Source organism: Klebsiella sp. RHBSTW-00484 (assembly GCF_013705725.1).
Taxonomy (GTDB): domain Bacteria; phylum Pseudomonadota; class Gammaproteobacteria; order Enterobacterales; family Enterobacteriaceae; genus Klebsiella.
In genome coordinates this window covers 25,815-41,466 of the sequence record NZ_CP055481.1, presented here as the reverse complement: position 1 = coordinate 41,466, position 15,652 = coordinate 25,815, and the positions used below count along the sequence as shown (strand labels likewise).

Sequence of the window (15,652 nt, the reverse complement as noted above, 5' to 3'; positions counted from 1 at the left end):
GGCTGGTTAAAGGCCGGGTTTGCTGCGTTAATAAACCAAAGGGAACTTGTAGGCTCGGTAAGCGCAGCGCCACCGGGCAATGATGACGGGATACACTCGACCAGCAAACCTAACCCTCCATCAGGCGGGTTAGGTTTCGCTCAAAACTTGCGCATCAGGCCTTCAGCTTAGCTCAAATCAACGTTTTTACTGCCGAACAGCCAGGTCAGGGCGAATCCACAAAGATAAGAGACCGCCAGTCCTGCGGCGTAGACTGCCATTCCGGCGTAAATTCCGCTGCCGGAGGTCATCAGCGGCAGCGCCACCAGACCGGAAGGACCGAACACGGTATTGAGGCCAACCGGCAGGCCCAACCATGCAATCAGGCCGAGGAAGAAACCGCCGCAGGCGCCGCCGAGGCAGGCAGTGATAAACGGCTTCATGCGCGGCAGCGTCACACCGTAAATCAGCGGTTCGCCGATACCGAGGAAGCCGGGAATAATCGCCCCTTTAATTTGCGTGCGCAGCATGGAACCGTGCTTCGCTCGCCAGAACAGCGCCAGCGCTGCTCCCACCTGCCCGGCTCCGGCCATCGCCAGAATCGGGAACAGCGAGTTAAACCCTTGTGCATCCACCAGCGCAAAATAGACCGGCACAAAGCCCTGATGCACGCCGAACATCACCGCCAGCAGGAACAAACCGGCCAGCACCGCAGAGCCGAACGGGTTGCCGTTAAGGTGCAGGAACAACCACGACATTCCGGTAAACAGCCAGCCGCCGATCGGCATAATCACGATAAAGGTTACCGCGCCCATAATCAGCAGCGTTACGGCTGAGGTGAGGATCATATCGAGGTTTGCGGGCATCACCCGGCGTACCTGTCTTTCTACCCATGCGCCAATAATTGAAGCGATCAGCACGCCGATAATATTGCCACGCGGATCGATACCGTGGCCGAAGAAGGTGGTGATCCCGGAATAGAATCCGCTGGTAGCCTCGGGGTTATAGCCGAGAACAAACAGCGCGGCGATAATCGCGCCGTTAACGCCGGAGCCGCCGAACGCCTTCTGCGCGTTATAGCCGATCAGGATGCTCAGGAAGGTAAACATTCCCTTGCTGAACACCTTCATGTAGCCAATCAGCGCCACCACCGTGGCGTTCGGATGGGCGTTTTCCAGCACAAATATCTGCTCCGCCAGAGTGGCAAAGCCCAGCAGCAACCCAACGGCAATAAAGCCGGGGATCAGCGGAGTAAAAATGGTGGCGAATTTGGCGAGAAACTTCTGTACGCCGCTGGTTTGCTTACTCTTCAGCGCCCGCTTTTTCTCTGCCGCCACATCGGCCAGAGACGGCGCGTCCACCGGAGCCTCTTCCAGTAACGCATTCATCATTTCCGCTGCGGTTTGCGCCTTGCCGGGGCCAAGCACCACCTGGAACTGCTCATCGCTAACGATAACACCCATCACGCCCTCAATTTGACGGATGGCGGCGCTATCGGCCCGCGACTCATCGCGCAGGGTCAGGCGCAGTCGGGTCATACAGTTTCCCGCTTGCGCTATGTTTCCGGCTCCGCCAACGTGATTGAGGATCCGCACTATCATCTCTTTATTTATTTTTGCCATTGCAGATTACCTGTTGGTCAGCGGTCAGAAGTGGCTCAGCGCCTTGCGGATATAGCCGTCGTTTTTCGCCAGCAGCGCCTGGGCTTGCGTGGCGCTTAAACCAGCCAGCACCATCACAATCGCCGTTTTACAGTGGCGACCGCAGGCATCCAGCGCGCTTTGCGCCGTCGCGCGATCACATTCGGTGGCCTCCATGACGATAGAAACCTGGCGCTCAATCAGCTTGGCGTTGGTGGCTTCAACGTCCACCATCAAGTTGCTGTAGACCTTGCCGATGCGGATCATTGCCCCGGTGGAAATCATATTCAGTACCAGCTTCTGCGCGGTACCAGCCTTCAGACGGCTTGAACCGGTGACGACTTCCGGACCGACCACCGGCGTAATGGCAACATCCGCCAGTTGGGCCATTTCGCCATGTGGGTTGCAGCTAACGATAGCGACAAAAGCGCTCTGGCTGCGGGCATATTCCATCGCGCCAATCACGTACGGGGTGCGCCCGCTGGCGGCCAGGCCGACCAGTACATCGCGGCTGCTAAAGTTAAAGTTCTCCAGGTCCATCGCCCCTTGCGCTTTGTTATCTTCAACATTTTCCACGGCGCTCAGAATCGCTTTATGGCCGCCAGCGATAATACCGACAACCTGCTCCGGACGAGTGCCGAAGGTTGGCGGACATTCGCTGGCATCAAGGATCCCCAGACGACCGGAGGTCCCCGCTCCGATATAAATCAGCCGCCCGCCAGCCTGCAGCGCCGCCGCGACTTTATCCACCACCTGGGCAATCTGCGCCAGATAAGGGGTGATAGCGTGAGCCACCTGCTGGTCTTCCTGGTTAATCACCGTCAGCATCTCTTCGGTGGAGAGGGTATCAATGTTGGCGCTATTGGCGTTGCGGCGCTCGGTCAGCAGTTTGCTCAGGTCGATAGTCATAGGAACCTCATTATTCACAGTGGCAGGCAGTATAAGGAATTAATTATTCCTTTCATGTGAAGGCTATCACGATTGATGTTGAATGAATAATAAGAGATTTCAGTCGTAGCGGGAAATATAGCGGTAATAAAAGTGGAATTTTTTATTACCGCCAGGAAAGTTTACTCAATAGTGCGCGGTTTTTTCAGGCCAATCAGCAGGGCGGCCAGATAGCAAAGGGTCATCGCGAGGCTCATTTTCAGCATTGTTTCACCACCCAAGCCAGACAGCGGCGCGGCAATACCGCCGAACACAAACATCAGCGTGCCCATCAGCGCCGATGCAGTGCCGGACTGGCGGGCGCTAATCGCATTCATCGCTTCCGCACCGGCGACGGTGCTGATGCCGCTCATCATCGAGACGGTAAAGAACAGACCGACCAGCGCCAACGTCGGCAGCTGTAGCCAGGCAAACAGCAGAGTGACTGCCGCAAAGGTCACCGCCAGCAGTTGACCGCCGCGCAGCAGGGCTTCTGCGCTAAATCGCTGCGCCAGGCGGGAAAAGATCAGCGCCGCGATAATCAGCCCAATGCCGTTAAGGCCGAACAACAGGCTGAACTGCATCGCGCTCATGGCGTATTCACTCTGAATGACGAACGAGGATGAACCGATATAAGAGAACAATCCGGCCATCATAAAGGCCTGAATCAGACAGTAGCGCATAAAGCGGCGGTTTTTCAGCACCGGAGTATCGTCCTGCTGCTGGGTAACCGAGGCGGTGCTTTTTGCCGGCAGCGTTTCGTGCAGCACAGTCAGGCTGAGCAACAGTAATACCACGCCGAACGCCGCCATCGCCCAGAACAGGATACGCCAGTCAAAGGCGGTGATAATCCAGCCGCCGAGCACCGGCGAAAGCACTGGCGCGATGCCGTTCACGGTCATCAGCAGGGCGAAGAACTGGGTCAGCAAGGTTCCCTGATAGCGGTCGCGGGCGATGGAACGTGACAGCACCGACCCGCCAGCCCCGGCGAAGCCTTGCAGAAAGCGCCAGGCGATCAACATGTGAATGTCGTCGGTTATCGCACACATTGCCGAGGAGAAGATAAACAGTAGCAGCGAGAACGCCAGCGGCTTTTTACGGCCAATCCGGTCGCTCAACGGGCCAAAAAACAGTTGCCCCAGACCGAGGCCAATCAGCGCTGCGGTCAGCGACAGCTGGGTCTGCGTACCGGTGGCGTTAAGCTGCTGGGTGATTTCCGGCAGCGCGGGCAGATAGAAGTCGGTACACAGGGGCCCAATGGCGCTGAGTAAACCGAGAACCACTACCCAGGAAAGAGAAATTCGGGACATACAAACAGGCTCCTTGTCAGAATGCCGGGCGTTACCGCCCGGCAAAAGCATTAGCTGGCACCGCCTCCCAGCGACTGCCAGAGGGTGATACGGTTTTCCAGGTCCGTTTGCTGGAGGGAAATAAGCGTAGCCTGCGCCGACCACAGCGTGCGCTGGGCAGTCAGCACCGACAGATAATCCCCTACCCCGGCCTGATAGCTCTTCATCGCAATATCCAGCGATTTCTGCTCCGCCGCGACATATTTATTCTGCGCATCCAGCTGCTCACTAAGCGTTTCCCGCCGCGCCAGCGCGTCGGCGACATCCTTGAAGGCGCTCTGAATCGTCTTCTCATAGGTGGCAATGAGCCCCTTTTTCTCCGCTTCAGCATAACGCAACTGCGCCAGATTACTGCCGCCGGTAAACAGCGGCAGGCTGATGGACGGCGCGAATGACCACACCTGCATGCCGTGGCTGAACAGCGAAGAGAGCGAATCACTGCCGACCCCGGCGCTGGCGGTCAGCGAGATGGACGGGAAGAAGTTGGCCCGCGCCGCGCCAATATCAGCGTTAGCGCTTTTCAGATTATGCTCTGCTTCCTGGATATCCGGACGACGCAGCAGGACCGATGAAGAGACCCCCGCCGGAATCAGGGTGATACTACGATCGCCAAGGCTTTCCAGCGTGCCGGGCAGCAGGCTATCCGGCACGGTTTCCCCGGCCAGCAGATTAAGGGCGTTTTTATCCTGCGCCACCAACGTGCGGTAGCTGGCGACGCTGGCCCGCGCCTGCTGATAAACGCTTTCGGCATCGCTCAGGTCACTTGCCGAGGCGGTGCCTACTTCCATCTGACGGTTGACGATTTTACGTGAGTTCTCCGCGCTGGCCATGGTGTCCTGAGCCAGCGCCAGGTTGCTGTTATCCGCCGCAAGCGTTACCCAGGCGATGGTCAAGTCGGCAATCATCGTCAGGCGTGTATTCTGGGCGGTGAATTCGCTGGCAAGCCAGGTCTCCCGCGCCGCGCGCGTCAGGCTTTGATTCTTACCAAACAGATCCAGCTCGAAGCTGGAGACCGCGCCGTCGGCTTCCGATGACGACGTCAGGCCGCTGGCGACCGTTTTGCTGCGGGTATGGCTTAGTTCAGCGTCGAGAGTCGGAAACAGCGCGGCGCGCGTTTCGCCAAGCTGGGCGCGGGCAGCTTCGATATCGGCCAGCGCTTTCTGCACGTCGCGGTTGCTGGTCAGCGCGATACTGACCACTTTTTTAAGGCGGGCGTCATTCACCACCTGCTGCCAGTCGCTGACCACCGCGGTGGCCTCGCCGTGGCTGCCCGGCAGGGTGGTCGGAATGGGTGCGGCAGGGCGCTCATAGTTCGGGTCGAGGGAGACACAGCCCGCCGTCAGGAGCGCGACAAAAACCAAGGTGAAACGAAACATAACTTACTCCTGAGAAGAGCGATGACGGGTGAAGAAGCGTTTCACCAGCACAAAAAACAGCGGCACGAAGAACACCGCCAGCAGCGTTGCCGTCAGTGTCCCGCCGATAATCCCGGTACCGATCGCGACACGGCTGTTAGCCCCGGCTCCGGTAGCGATCGCCAGCGGCAGAACCCCGGCGATAAACGCCAGCGAGGTCATCACAATGGGTCGCAGTCGGGTCTGCGCGGCGCGCATCGCGGCTCGCGATAGCGAATACCCCTCTTCCACCGCCGATTCGGCGAATTCGACGATCAAAATGGCGTTCTTCGACGACAGGCCGATGGTGGTCAGCAGTGCCACCTGGAAGTAGACATCGTTGTTCAGACCGCGCATCCATGCCGCCAGCGCCGCGCCGAGCAGCCCGAGCGGGATAACCATGATGACCGAGAACGGTACCGACCAGCTCTCGTACAGCGCTGCCAGGCACAGGAAGACCACCAGAATCGAGATGGCGTAGAGGCTCATCGCCTGACCGCTGGCGAGTTTTTCCTGCAGCGACATGCCGCTCCATGCCCAGGTGGTACCGGCAGGCAGGTTATTGGCTAAGGCTTCCATCTTGTCCATTGCCGCGCCGGAGCTGAAACCACTGGCGTTCTCGCCCTGAATTTCAAAGGCGGCGGAGCCGTTGTAGCGCACCAGGCTTTCCGGGCCGTATTGCCAACGGGTGGTGGCAAAGGCAGAGAACGGCGTCATGCTATCGTCGCTGCCGCGCACGAACCATTTGCCGAGGTCGGACGGCACAGCACGGGCATCGCTTTCGCCCTGGATATAGACCTTTTTCACGCGCCCACGATCGATAAAGTCATTGACGTAGGTACCGCCCCAGGCGCTGGAGAGGGTATCGGTGACATCGCTCAAAGACAGCCCGAGCGATACGGCTTTGTTGTTATCGATATCCACCTGCAGCTGTGGCATCTGCGGCAGATCGTTGGCGCGCACCGATTGCAGTTCAGAACGTTGATTGGCCGCCGCCAGCAGTTGGCTGCGCATTTTCATCAGGCTCTCGCGATCGGTGCCGCCGCTGGCCATCAGCTCGAAGGTGAAACCGTTGCTCTGCCCCAGACCATCCACCGACGGCGGGGTCATGGCAAACAGGGTGGCATCGCGAATGCTGCCCAGCTCTTTGGTGGCGCGCAGGGCGATAGCCTGAGCGGTATTGGCTTCGCCTTTACGTTCGGACCAGTTTTTCAGCGACACGAAGGCCATCCCGGCATTCTGTCCGCTGCCGCTAAAGCTAAAGCCGTCAACGGTAAAAATCACATCGGTATTGGCTTTCTCTTTGGTGAGGAACCAGTCGGTGACCTGGCGGCGAACCTCGGCGGTGCGCACCGCCGTTGCCCCGGCAGGCAGCGTGTACTGGACCATGATTTCGCCCTGATCTTCCGTCGGGAGGAAGCTGCCCGGCAGTTTCCACATCGCCAGCGCCATGCCGCCGCAAATCAGGACAAAAGCACCCATCATCACCGCCGAGCGGCGCAGGCCACCGACAACCCGATGCTGATAGCCCTGCTCAGTGCGTCCCCACAGGCGGTTAAAGCCACCGAAGAAGCCCTTGGTGTGCGGTTTAGAATGGCTCAGCAGTGCGCCGCACAGCGCCGGGGTTAAGGTTAGCGCGACCACCACGGAGAGCATCATCGCCGAGATAATGGTCACCGAAAACTGGCGGTAGATAACCCCGGTGGAGCCGCCGAAGAAGGCCATCGGCAGGAATACTGCCGAGAGCACCAGCGCAATGGCGATCAGTGCGCCGGAGATTTCACCCATCGATTTTTCAGTGGCTTCGCGGGCGGGCAGCCCTTCGTCGCGCATAATACGCTCGACGTTTTCCACCACCACGATGGCGTCATCCACCAGCAAGCCTATCGCCAGCACCATCGCAAACAGCGTCAGGGTATTGATGGAGTAGCCGAACAGTGCCAGCACGCCGAAGGTACCCAGCAGCACGACCGGAACCGCCACCGCCGGGATCAGCGTGGCGCGGAAGTTTTGCAGGAACAGATACATGACGCAGACCACGAGGATGATGGCCTCGAAAAGCGTCTGAATCACGTCCTCAACCGAGATTTTGATGAACTCGGTGCTGTCTTTCGGGTAGGCGATATCGTAGCCCTGCGGCATCTGACGCTGGAATTCGGCAATCTTACTTTTCACCAGCGTCGCGGTGTTCAGTGCGTTGGCTCCAGGGGCCATCATCACCGCGATCCCGGCGGCCGGGTGACCGTTGAGGTTGGCGGAGGCGGTGTAATCTTCGCTGCCCATTTCGACGCGGGCGACATCGCTCAGGCGTACCACCGAGCCGTCGGTTTGACTCTTAACGATAATCTCTTTGAACTGGGCGGCAGTTTGCAGGCGCGACTGGGCGCGCACGGTGGCGGTCAGTTGCTGAGCGTTAGAAGCGGGCAGCGCACCGATTTTACCGGCGGAAACCTGCACGTTCTGCGCTTCAATCGCCGATTGCACATCGGAAGGCATCAGCGAATAAGAGGCTAGTTTGGTCGGGTCCATCCAGATACGCATGGCGTATTCTGCGCCAAAGACCTGCAGGCTACCGACGCCTTCAATACGCGCCAATGGGTCTTGCATGTTGCTCACCAGCCAGTCGGAGATATCGGAGCTGGTGGCTTTGTTGTTTTTGTCATAAACCGAGAGGATCAGCAGGAAGCTGCTCTGCGATTTTTCTACCGTCACGCCGGATTGTTGAACTTCGCTCGGCAAACGCGATTCCGCCTGCTGCACTTTGTTCTGTACCTGAACCTGCGCGGTATCCGGGTCGGTGCCCTGCTCGAAGGTCACGGTAATGCTGACCGAGCCGTCGGAGCTGCTGGTAGACGTAAAGTAGAGCAGGTTATCCAGGCCGGTAAGCTGCTGTTCGATAACCTGGGTGACGCTGTTTTCCAGGGTTTCCGCAGAGGCCCCGGTATAGGTGGCGGAGATTTTTACCGCTGGCGGCGCGACGTCAGGGTACTGGCCAACCGGCAGAGTGCGGATCGCCAGAATCCCGGCAAGCATAATCAGAATGGCGATAACCCAGGCGAAAACCGGGCGTCGCACAAAGAAACGAGAGAACATCAGGCGTTGCCTCCGTCGTTTTTAACGTCGACGGCTTTCACCTGCTGGCCCGGCGCAACTTTGCTGGTACCTTCAACAATCAGCTTATCGCCGCTCTTCAGGCCGTTGACGATCAGCCATTTGTCACCGTAGGTGTCTCCTGTTTCCACGCTACGCTGCTCAACTTTGCTGCTGGTGTCGACCACTAGCGCGGTCGCATCGCCTTTAGCATCGCGGGTGATACCCTGCTGCGGGGCAAGGATTGCATCATCCATAATGCCTTCGTCGACGCGGGCGCGAACGAACATTCCCGGCAGCAGTACATGCTGCGGATTAGGGAAGACCGCGCGCAGCGTAACCGAGCCAGTTGATTCATCCACCGCCACTTCGGTCAGCGCCAGACGACCTTTTTCGCTGTAGGTACTGCCATCTTCAAGGGTCAGCGTGACGTTAAGGGTATCGCTGTTGCTCGCCAGACTTTGCTTGCGCAAGTGCAGCAGATCGACGCTGGATCGGGTGAGATCGACGTACATGATGTCCAGTCCGCGGATCGTCGCCAGCGCGGTATCCTGATCGGCGGAAACCAGCGCGCCCGGCGTCACGGAGGAGATACCGATACGCCCGGCAATCGGCGCGGTGACAGTAGTCCAGTTCAGGTTAATGCGTGCGCTCTCCAGCGCCGCCTTTTTCGACTCCACGCTGGCTTTGTCCTGATTACAGGTCGACAGCGCGTCGTCGGCATCCTGGCGGGAGACACCGTTATCTTTCACCAGCACCGCGTAGCGTTGGGCTTTTTGGCAGTCGGCGGTGACCAGCGCCTGAGCCTGTTTCAGCGACGCGGCAGCTTCGTTAAATATTGCCCGATAGCTGGACGGGTCGATTTGGTACAGCGCTTGTCCGGCTTTGACCATATCGCCCTCGGTAAACAGGCGTTTTTGTACGATACCGCCGACCTGCGGGCGGACCTCGGCGCTTAGCGAGGCGGTGGTGCGGCCCGTAAGGCTGCTCACCACCGGAACGGGCTGGCCTTGCAGGGTGACGACGCCGACTTCCGGGACCATTTGCTGTGGGGCGGAAGTTTGCGCGTTATCGCATCCACTAAGGAGAAATAATGCAGCTGCTGCGATGGGTGTGATGGTGTATTTCATTATATTTTCTCAGGATGAACGACGTCCGCCCCGCAAATTTATTGGCGGGGGTGATGAGCCGGTCGATGATGCATCTCCGGGCAAGCACAAATAACAAATGGAAAATAAATATTCCTGTTTGCAGTAAATGACTCGGTTATTACCGCTATGAATTAAACGGTTTTTCCGAGAGTTCCCCCGAACGGCGAGTACGGTGTCAGACGGCGGTTACAGACTCTGACCCGAGCAGTTATGCCTGCTACAGGGTATGACTCATGGGTTTCCCCATACTTTATGACTTTGAGAATGATCATTCTCATTTTTGCCCATTATACGTCTATGCCGAATGATGGGAAGGTTTTTTACACAACATTTAGTGAGTGAAATTTAGTCAGGAAATAATGGAGAAAATAAGAATATTTTGTGAAAGTAGAGTGGTGAATGGTCTGTGAAAAATAAAAAATGGAGATAATTAATGGCATTAATCCCGCCGACCAGGAGGAGCTGCTGACGGGGCTGCGGGAATACAATTTACGTTTTCTGGACCCGGCGCAGTTTGGTGAGCTAGGAGTCTATTCTCGCGATAATGCAGGTGTGATGCGCGGTGGTTTGATTGCCGAACATAAAGGTAGCTGGTTGTGTATTAAGTATTTGTGGGTCAGCGAAGCCTCGCGCGGCAGCGGGTTGGGTAGCGAGCTGATGCAGGAAGCGGAAAACCAGGCGCGGGAGCGCGGTTGTAGCCACATGCTGGTGGATACGTTCAGCTTTCAGGCGCTGCCGTTTTATCAGAAATTGGGTTATCAGCTGCAGATGTCGCTGCCGGATTTCCCGCATGTGGGTATGGAGCGCCACTATTTAACGAAAGTATTATAAGCCTGCTCTTTTCCCGGAGGCGGTGCTGCGCACCTGTCCGGGCTACCCGATCGCAGAAGGCTGTGAATCCGTAGCCCGGTCAGCGCCTGTCTGGGCTAGCAAAACAATCCGGTCATCATAATTGCGCCTGACTCTGCAACCAGTTGATAAACGCATCGATTTTCGGCCACTGACGGCCCGACAGGGTCGTCACGTAATAGTGCTGGTGGCATTTCAGCATCATGTCGCCGAACGGCGCGATCAGCTCCCCGCTATCGAGGCGTTTTTGCACTAGCCGTTTACGCCCCATTGCCACACCAACGTGATTCATCGCCGCAATCACCGCTAAATCGGAACGATCGAAGCCAATTCCCGACGATTGCGGCAAGTTAATCGCAAATTGTTGCGCCCAGCTAAACCACTCATCGGTACCGGAATCGTTGCTCCAGGCCTGACGGTCATGCAATAGCGTGCAGCGACGAAGGTTATCGGGATTCTGCTGAAGCTGATGCTGGCGCGCGTAATCCGCCGTACAAACCGGCACGATGGACTCATCCATCAGAAAATGATGGCTGAGCTGCGATGAGGGCGCATCATCAAAGTAAATCGCCAGGTCGATCCCCGCACGCTGCATATTGACGTTATCGTTGCCGGTCAGCACGGTGAGCGAGATCGATGGGTAGCGGCGGGTAAAATCACCCAGCGCCGGAACCAGCCAGCACTGGGCGATGGACGGGCGCGAATAGACGGTTAACGTCCCCGACAGCTCCTGGTTTTTAATATCCAGAATCTCCTGGTTGAGGCTGTCCAGCGAGGATTTCAGCGCCCAGAACACCCGCTTGCCTTCATGCGTCAGTTCCACCTTGCGATGCGATCGCACAAACAGCTGGATCCCCAGCTCCTCTTCAAGCTGGTTTATTCGGTGGCTGACCGCGCTCGGCGTCAGCGATAGTTCTTCCGCCGCCAGCGCAAACGACTCATGCCGGGCAGCGACTTCAAAGGTATAGAGCTTCGACAGCTGCCAGCCGTTAAGCAGCCGGTTACCCAGATCTTTTAGCATTTCCATTTCTTGCTCCTTCGCTTTTCAGCGTCGATTGTAAGAAAATTTTCGCCCTGACCGCGTTTTAAAGATGAATAAAAGTGATTCATAACACAATAATTAGACTATTTTAGAGCCAAATCACCTTTTTGATTCAATCTGATTCATCTGAAGCGTCGTTTATATCGTTTGTCAGCGCATGCTGTTTTTCTGTTCAATAACCACAGATTATTCACAGGCGAGGTGGGGTATGGAATCTCAGATCTGGGTTGTGAGCACGTTGCTTATCAGCATCGTGTTGATTGTGGTAACTATCGTCAAACTGAAGTTTCACCCATTCCTGGCGCTGCTGCTGGCGAGTTTTTTCGTTGGCGCAATGATGGGGATGAGCCCGCTGGATATGGTTAACGCCATTGAGAGCGGGATTGGCGGCACGCTGGGCTTCCTGGCGGCGGTCATTGGGCTGGGGACTATTCTCGGCAAGATGATGGAGGTTTCCGGCGCGGCGGAACGCATCGGTCTGACGCTCCAGCGCTGCCGCTGGCTGTCAGCGGATGTCATTATGGTGCTGGTGGGCCTGATTTGCGGGATTACGCTATTCGTTGAAGTGGGTGTCGTTCTGCTTATCCCACTGGCGTTTTCCATTGCCAAAAAGACCAACACATCGCTGCTCAAGCTGGCAATCCCACTGTGTACGGCGCTGATGGCAGTCCACTGCGTGGTGCCTCCGCATCCGGCAGCGCTGTTCGTTGCCAACAAGCTGGGCGCGGATATCGGCACGGTGATCGTCTATGGTCTGCTGGTGGGCCTGCTGGCGTCTCTGGTCGGCGGCCCCTTGTTCCTGCGTCTGCTCGGCAACCGTCTGCCGTTTAAAGCGGTTCCGGCTGAGTTTTCCAACCTCGAAGTGCGCAAAGAAGAGACGCTACCGTCGCTCGGCGCCACGCTATTTACGGTGCTGCTGCCAATCGGTCTGATGCTGGTAAAAACCGTTGCCGAACTGAATATGGCCAAAGGCGGCACGCTGTACATGCTGTTGGAGTTTATCGGTAACCCAATCACCGCCATGTTTATCGCCGTCTTTGTGGCGTACTACGTGCTGGGCATCCGCCAGGATATGGGGATGAGCACCCTGCTGACGCATACGGAAAACTGCTTCGGTTCGATTGCCAATATTCTGCTGATTATCGGCGCTGGCGGGGCCTTCAACGCCATTCTGAAAACCAGCGGCCTGGCCGATACGCTGGCGGTGATTTTGTCAAACCTCGACATGCACCCGATTCTGCTGGCCTGGCTGGTGGCGCTGATTCTGCACGCCGCTGTCGGTTCCGCCACTGTGGCGATGATGGGCGCAACTGCTATCGTCGCACCAATGCTGCCGCTCTATCCCGGCGTGAGCCCGGAAATCATCGCTATCGCCATCGGCTCAGGCGCGATTGGCTGCACTATCGTAACGGATTCCCTGTTCTGGCTGGTTAAACAGTACTGCGGCGCAAGCCTCAACGAGACGTTCAAGTACTATACAACGGCGACCTTTATCGCCTCGTTACTTGCACTGGCTGGCACATTCCTGCTTTCTTTCATCATCTGAGCGCGAAGGACGTAATATGAAAAACGCTGACATGACCACTTTAATCGCACAGTTTCCTCTGCTGGAGGAGCTGATTGCCCTGAAAGAAACCACCTGGTTTAACCCGTCAACAACGTCGCTGGCGGAAGGTTTACCCTATGTTGGTTTAACGACTGAAGACGTTCAGGACGCCCACACCAGGCTCGATCGCTTTGCGCCGTATCTGGCGCAAGCCTTCCCGGAAACCGCTACCACCGGCGGGATTATCGAGTCCGAACTGATAGCCATCCCGGAAATGAAAGCCCGGCTGGAAACAGCCTTCAGCCAGCCGATTAGCGGCGATCTGTTGCTGAAAAAAGACAGCCACCTGCCGATTTCCGGCTCGATTAAGGCCCGCGGCGGCATTTACGAGGTGCTGACCCATGCGGAGAAGTTGGCTATCAACGCAGGTTTGTTAAAAATTTCTGATGACTACCGCAAGCTGCTGACCCCGGAATTCAGGCAGTTCTTTAGCCAGTACAGCATCGCCGTTGGATCCACCGGCAACCTCGGGATGTCGATTGGCATTATGAGCGCGCGTATCGGCTTTAAGGTGACGGTACATATGTCCGCCGACGCCCGGGCGTGGAAAAAAGCCAAACTGCGCAGCCACGGCGTTACCGTGGTGGAGTACGAAGAGGATTACGGCGTGGCGGTCGAGCAGGGACGTAAAGCCGCCGAATCGGACCCGAACTGCTTCTTTATTGATGATGAGAACTCGCGCACCCTGTTCCTCGGCTATGCCGTGGCCGGTGAGCGGCTAAAAGCGCAGTTTGCCCGCGAAGGGCGCATCGTGGATGCCGATCATCCGCTATTTGTTTACCTGCCGTGCGGCGTCGGCGGCGGCCCCGGCGGAGTGGCGTTTGGCCTGAAGCTGGCCTTCGGCGACCACGTGCACTGCTTCTTCGCCGAGCCGACCCACTCGCCTTGTATGCTGCTGGGGGTCTACACCGGCCTGCATGATGAGATTTCGGTTCAGGATTTGGGGATTGATAATCTGACTGCCGCCGACGGTCTGGCGGTGGGCCGCGCGTCGGGCTTCGTTGGCCGGGCGATGGAACGCCTGCTGGATGGGTTTTATTCTCTAGATGACCAGACCATGTACGACATGCTGGGCTGGCTGGCGCAGGAAGAAAACCTGCGTCTGGAGCCGTCCGCTCTGGCGGGAATGGCCGGGCCGCAGCGGGTTTGCGCCAGCCGGGCGTATCAGCAGATGCACGCGTTCACCGCTGAGCAGATGCAAAACGCCACCCATTTAGTATGGGCAACCGGCGGCGGCATGGTGCCGGAAGAGGAGATGGCGCAGTATCTGGCGAAAGGGCGTTAAGCCGGTCGACGGGTAAACAGAATGGCGACGAAGAGGTTCTTTCGTCGCCATTTTTTTAGCGCAGCAGATGCATCAGTTCAACCGGCGAGCGGTGTTGATTGAGTAAATCACGCAGGACGCGCATGTAGGGGGCGCTCCAGCTGTAAAACTGCCGGTATCCCTCGCATAGCGCATTGGAGCCATCTTCCAGACGCAGCTGCGGGCAGCCGCCGCCGCATAATCTTAGCCAGGGGCAGCCCGCGCAGGCCGGCCCCGGTGGATTGTTAGCATAATGCACCGCCTCACCGCGCCAGGCACGTAGCGTGGCCTCAAACAGCGGCACCACAACGCGATTCGCATCTTCCTTGACCCAAATAGCAAACACCGCGCAGAGAAAATCCCCCCAAAGCCGGGCGTCGGCGGGCTGCAGATGGGGAATAAACTTGATGGCCACCGTCCCCTTCGCGCTCAGTTGAAGGTAGACACGATCGGGGTTTTCACACTCCTGACGATGGATAACCACTTCCTGCACCGGGATATCGCTCACCAGAGATTTGCAGTTACCACAGTGCTGATTGTCACCGTAATCGGCCTGACATCCTGTCATATCACATCCTTAATAAACAAAATCACCTGTCGTATGTGCGTTATAGCAAACAGCAATGACAGAGAAAGTACTGCGAATGCGATCAAAAATTTGTCACGAACCGCCTGCCGCTGAACAAAATCACTCTGCTCAACGTCCATCAAATTGCGGCTGCGGGTATAGCGCCAGAGGATGATGGCGACGAACGGCAATATGCACAGCGAGATCCAGAACGGTAGCCCCGCCTGATGCCAGTGGTGCTTAATCGCCAGCGCCAGCAGCGCGCCATAGCCTAAAAGCGTGCGGAACCAGGCCAGCGACGTACGCTCCGGCTGCAGGCCCGGATCGCTTTCGCGACGCGCCCGGCGATTATCCGGCATAGAGCACTAACGCCATCACCACCACGATAACAATCGTCAGCAGAATACTGATCAGCAGCAAAGTGCGGGTGTAGGGAAGGTCCTGCTTAAGCCGCATCGCCTTTTCGTTGCTCAGCCAGCGCAAATAGCCGTAGATAGCCAGACCACCGGCAAACAGGCACAACAGCAGAGCGAGGATTTCGCGAATCAGCGGCGTAGCAAAATCCGGCGCCAGCTGGTCCAGGCCAATGCCCCCCGCGAGGAAACCGAGCGAAGTGCGGATCCACGCCAGAAAGGTACGTTCGTTGGCCAGCGAGAAACGGTAGTCCGGCGCTTCGCCAAGGCGGGATATTTTCATCATGACTCCTTGATGGGTACCCGGGTGCGTAAAATACCGGCGATTCTACCTGAGAGGC

General features: G+C 57.4%; 13 protein-coding genes. 3 read left to right on the top strand and 10 right to left on the bottom strand.

Translation table 11 applies throughout. The features are described 5' to 3' along the window. Window positions 1-167: 167 nt before the first annotated feature. The 6 genes from murP to HV213_RS00150 form a co-directional block, all read right to left on the bottom strand. Window positions 168-1,601, bottom strand: a complete 1,434-nt coding sequence (gene murP / locus HV213_RS00175) for a PTS N-acetylmuramic acid transporter subunit IIBC (RefSeq protein ID WP_181484351.1) — start codon at window positions 1,599-1,601, stop codon at window positions 168-170. 24 nt (window positions 1,602-1,625) lie between these two features. Continuing rightward, window positions 1,626-2,528: an N-acetylmuramic acid 6-phosphate etherase gene (gene murQ / locus HV213_RS00170; RefSeq protein WP_181484350.1), complete on the bottom strand. Its 903-nt coding sequence runs from the start codon at window positions 2,526-2,528 to the stop codon at window positions 1,626-1,628. Window positions 2,529-2,689: 161 nt separating this feature from the next. Next, the gene (locus tag HV213_RS00165) at window positions 2,690-3,856 is read right to left on the bottom strand and encodes a multidrug effflux MFS transporter (RefSeq protein ID WP_181484349.1); all 1,167 of its coding nucleotides are present in this window, start codon (window positions 3,854-3,856) and stop codon (window positions 2,690-2,692) included. A gap of 50 nt (window positions 3,857-3,906) precedes the next feature. Then, window positions 3,907-5,271 carry an efflux transporter outer membrane subunit gene (locus tag HV213_RS00160; protein WP_181484348.1) on the bottom strand — a complete coding sequence of 455 codons (1,365 nt, stop codon included), beginning with the start codon at window positions 5,269-5,271 and terminating at the stop codon, window positions 3,907-3,909. A gap of 3 nt (window positions 5,272-5,274) precedes the next feature. Beyond that, entirely contained in the window at window positions 5,275-8,382 is a 3,108-nt protein-coding gene (gene eefB, locus HV213_RS00155; protein WP_181484347.1) for a multidrug efflux RND transporter permease subunit EefB, read from the bottom strand. Next, entirely contained in the window at window positions 8,382-9,509 is a 1,128-nt protein-coding gene (locus HV213_RS00150; RefSeq protein ID WP_181484346.1) for an efflux RND transporter periplasmic adaptor subunit, read from the bottom strand. Before HV213_RS00150 ends, eefB begins: the two co-directional genes overlap by 1 nt. A 441-nt stretch (window positions 9,510-9,950) precedes the next feature. Here HV213_RS00150 and HV213_RS00145 point away from each other — a divergent pair, with 441 nt between their 5' ends. Further along, window positions 9,951-10,361, top strand: coding sequence for a GNAT family N-acetyltransferase (locus HV213_RS00145; protein ID WP_181484345.1), 411 nt, complete (start codon window positions 9,951-9,953; stop codon window positions 10,359-10,361). Window positions 10,362-10,476: 115 nt separating this feature from the next. On the opposite strand, the gene dsdC is transcribed toward HV213_RS00145, so the two are convergent. Continuing rightward, on the bottom strand, window positions 10,477-11,406 hold the full coding sequence (gene dsdC / locus HV213_RS00140) for a DNA-binding transcriptional regulator DsdC (RefSeq protein WP_181484344.1): 930 nt from the start codon (window positions 11,404-11,406) through the stop codon (window positions 10,477-10,479). Between the two features lie 223 nt (window positions 11,407-11,629). Between dsdC and dsdX the strand changes: the two genes are divergently transcribed. After that, complete coding sequence (gene dsdX, locus HV213_RS00135) at window positions 11,630-12,967, top strand: D-serine transporter DsdX (protein WP_110275985.1); 1,338 nt, start codon at window positions 11,630-11,632, stop codon at window positions 12,965-12,967. 16 nt (window positions 12,968-12,983) lie between these two features. Continuing rightward, window positions 12,984-14,312: a D-serine ammonia-lyase gene (gene dsdA, locus HV213_RS00130; protein WP_181484343.1), complete on the top strand. Its 1,329-nt coding sequence runs from the start codon at window positions 12,984-12,986 to the stop codon at window positions 14,310-14,312. A gap of 55 nt (window positions 14,313-14,367) precedes the next feature. Here the strand turns inward: dsdA and HV213_RS00125 are convergent, their stop codons facing one another. From HV213_RS00125 to HV213_RS00115, 3 genes are read right to left on the bottom strand one after another with little or no spacing between them, the layout of a single operon-like run. Further along, window positions 14,368-14,898 (bottom strand): radical SAM protein, encoded by a 531-nt coding sequence (locus HV213_RS00125; protein WP_181484342.1) that lies wholly within the window; start codon window positions 14,896-14,898, stop codon window positions 14,368-14,370. Continuing rightward, window positions 14,895-15,257: a DUF202 domain-containing protein gene (locus HV213_RS00120; protein WP_181484341.1), complete on the bottom strand. Its 363-nt coding sequence runs from the start codon at window positions 15,255-15,257 to the stop codon at window positions 14,895-14,897. The genes HV213_RS00125 and HV213_RS00120 overlap by 4 nt, the downstream gene beginning before the upstream one ends. After that, entirely contained in the window at window positions 15,247-15,594 is a 348-nt protein-coding gene (locus tag HV213_RS00115; RefSeq protein ID WP_181486302.1) for a YidH family protein, read from the bottom strand. Before HV213_RS00115 ends, HV213_RS00120 begins: the two co-directional genes overlap by 11 nt. Window positions 15,595-15,652: the final 58 nt, after the last annotated feature.

Excerpts from the sequence above, each read along its gene's own strand:
- eefB (WP_181484347.1), bottom strand. The coding sequence starts at position 8,382 with ATGTTCTCTCGTTTCTTTGTGCGACGCCCGGTTTTCGCCTGGGTTATC.
- dsdA (WP_181484343.1), top strand. The coding sequence starts at position 12,984 with ATGAAAAACGCTGACATGACCACTTTAATCGCACAGTTTCCTCTGCTG.
- dsdC (WP_181484344.1), bottom strand. The coding sequence starts at position 11,406 with ATGGAAATGCTAAAAGATCTGGGTAACCGGCTGCTTAACGGCTGGCAG.
- HV213_RS00125 (WP_181484342.1), bottom strand. The coding sequence starts at position 14,898 with ATGACAGGATGTCAGGCCGATTACGGTGACAATCAGCACTGTGGTAAC.
- HV213_RS00120 (WP_181484341.1), bottom strand. The coding sequence starts at position 15,257 with ATGCCGGATAATCGCCGGGCGCGTCGCGAAAGCGATCCGGGCCTGCAG.
- HV213_RS00150 (WP_181484346.1), bottom strand. The coding sequence starts at position 9,509 with ATGAAATACACCATCACACCCATCGCAGCAGCTGCATTATTTCTCCTT.
- HV213_RS00165 (WP_181484349.1), bottom strand. The coding sequence starts at position 3,856 with ATGTCCCGAATTTCTCTTTCCTGGGTAGTGGTTCTCGGTTTACTCAGC.
- HV213_RS00115 (WP_181486302.1), bottom strand. The coding sequence starts at position 15,594 with ATGAAAATATCCCGCCTTGGCGAAGCGCCGGACTACCGTTTCTCGCTG.
- dsdX (WP_110275985.1), top strand. The coding sequence starts at position 11,630 with ATGGAATCTCAGATCTGGGTTGTGAGCACGTTGCTTATCAGCATCGTG.
- HV213_RS00145 (WP_181484345.1), top strand. The coding sequence starts at position 9,951 with ATGGAGATAATTAATGGCATTAATCCCGCCGACCAGGAGGAGCTGCTG.
- HV213_RS00160 (WP_181484348.1), bottom strand. The coding sequence starts at position 5,271 with ATGTTTCGTTTCACCTTGGTTTTTGTCGCGCTCCTGACGGCGGGCTGT.
- murQ (WP_181484350.1), bottom strand. The coding sequence starts at position 2,528 with ATGACTATCGACCTGAGCAAACTGCTGACCGAGCGCCGCAACGCCAAT.
- murP (WP_181484351.1), bottom strand. The coding sequence starts at position 1,601 with ATGGCAAAAATAAATAAAGAGATGATAGTGCGGATCCTCAATCACGTT.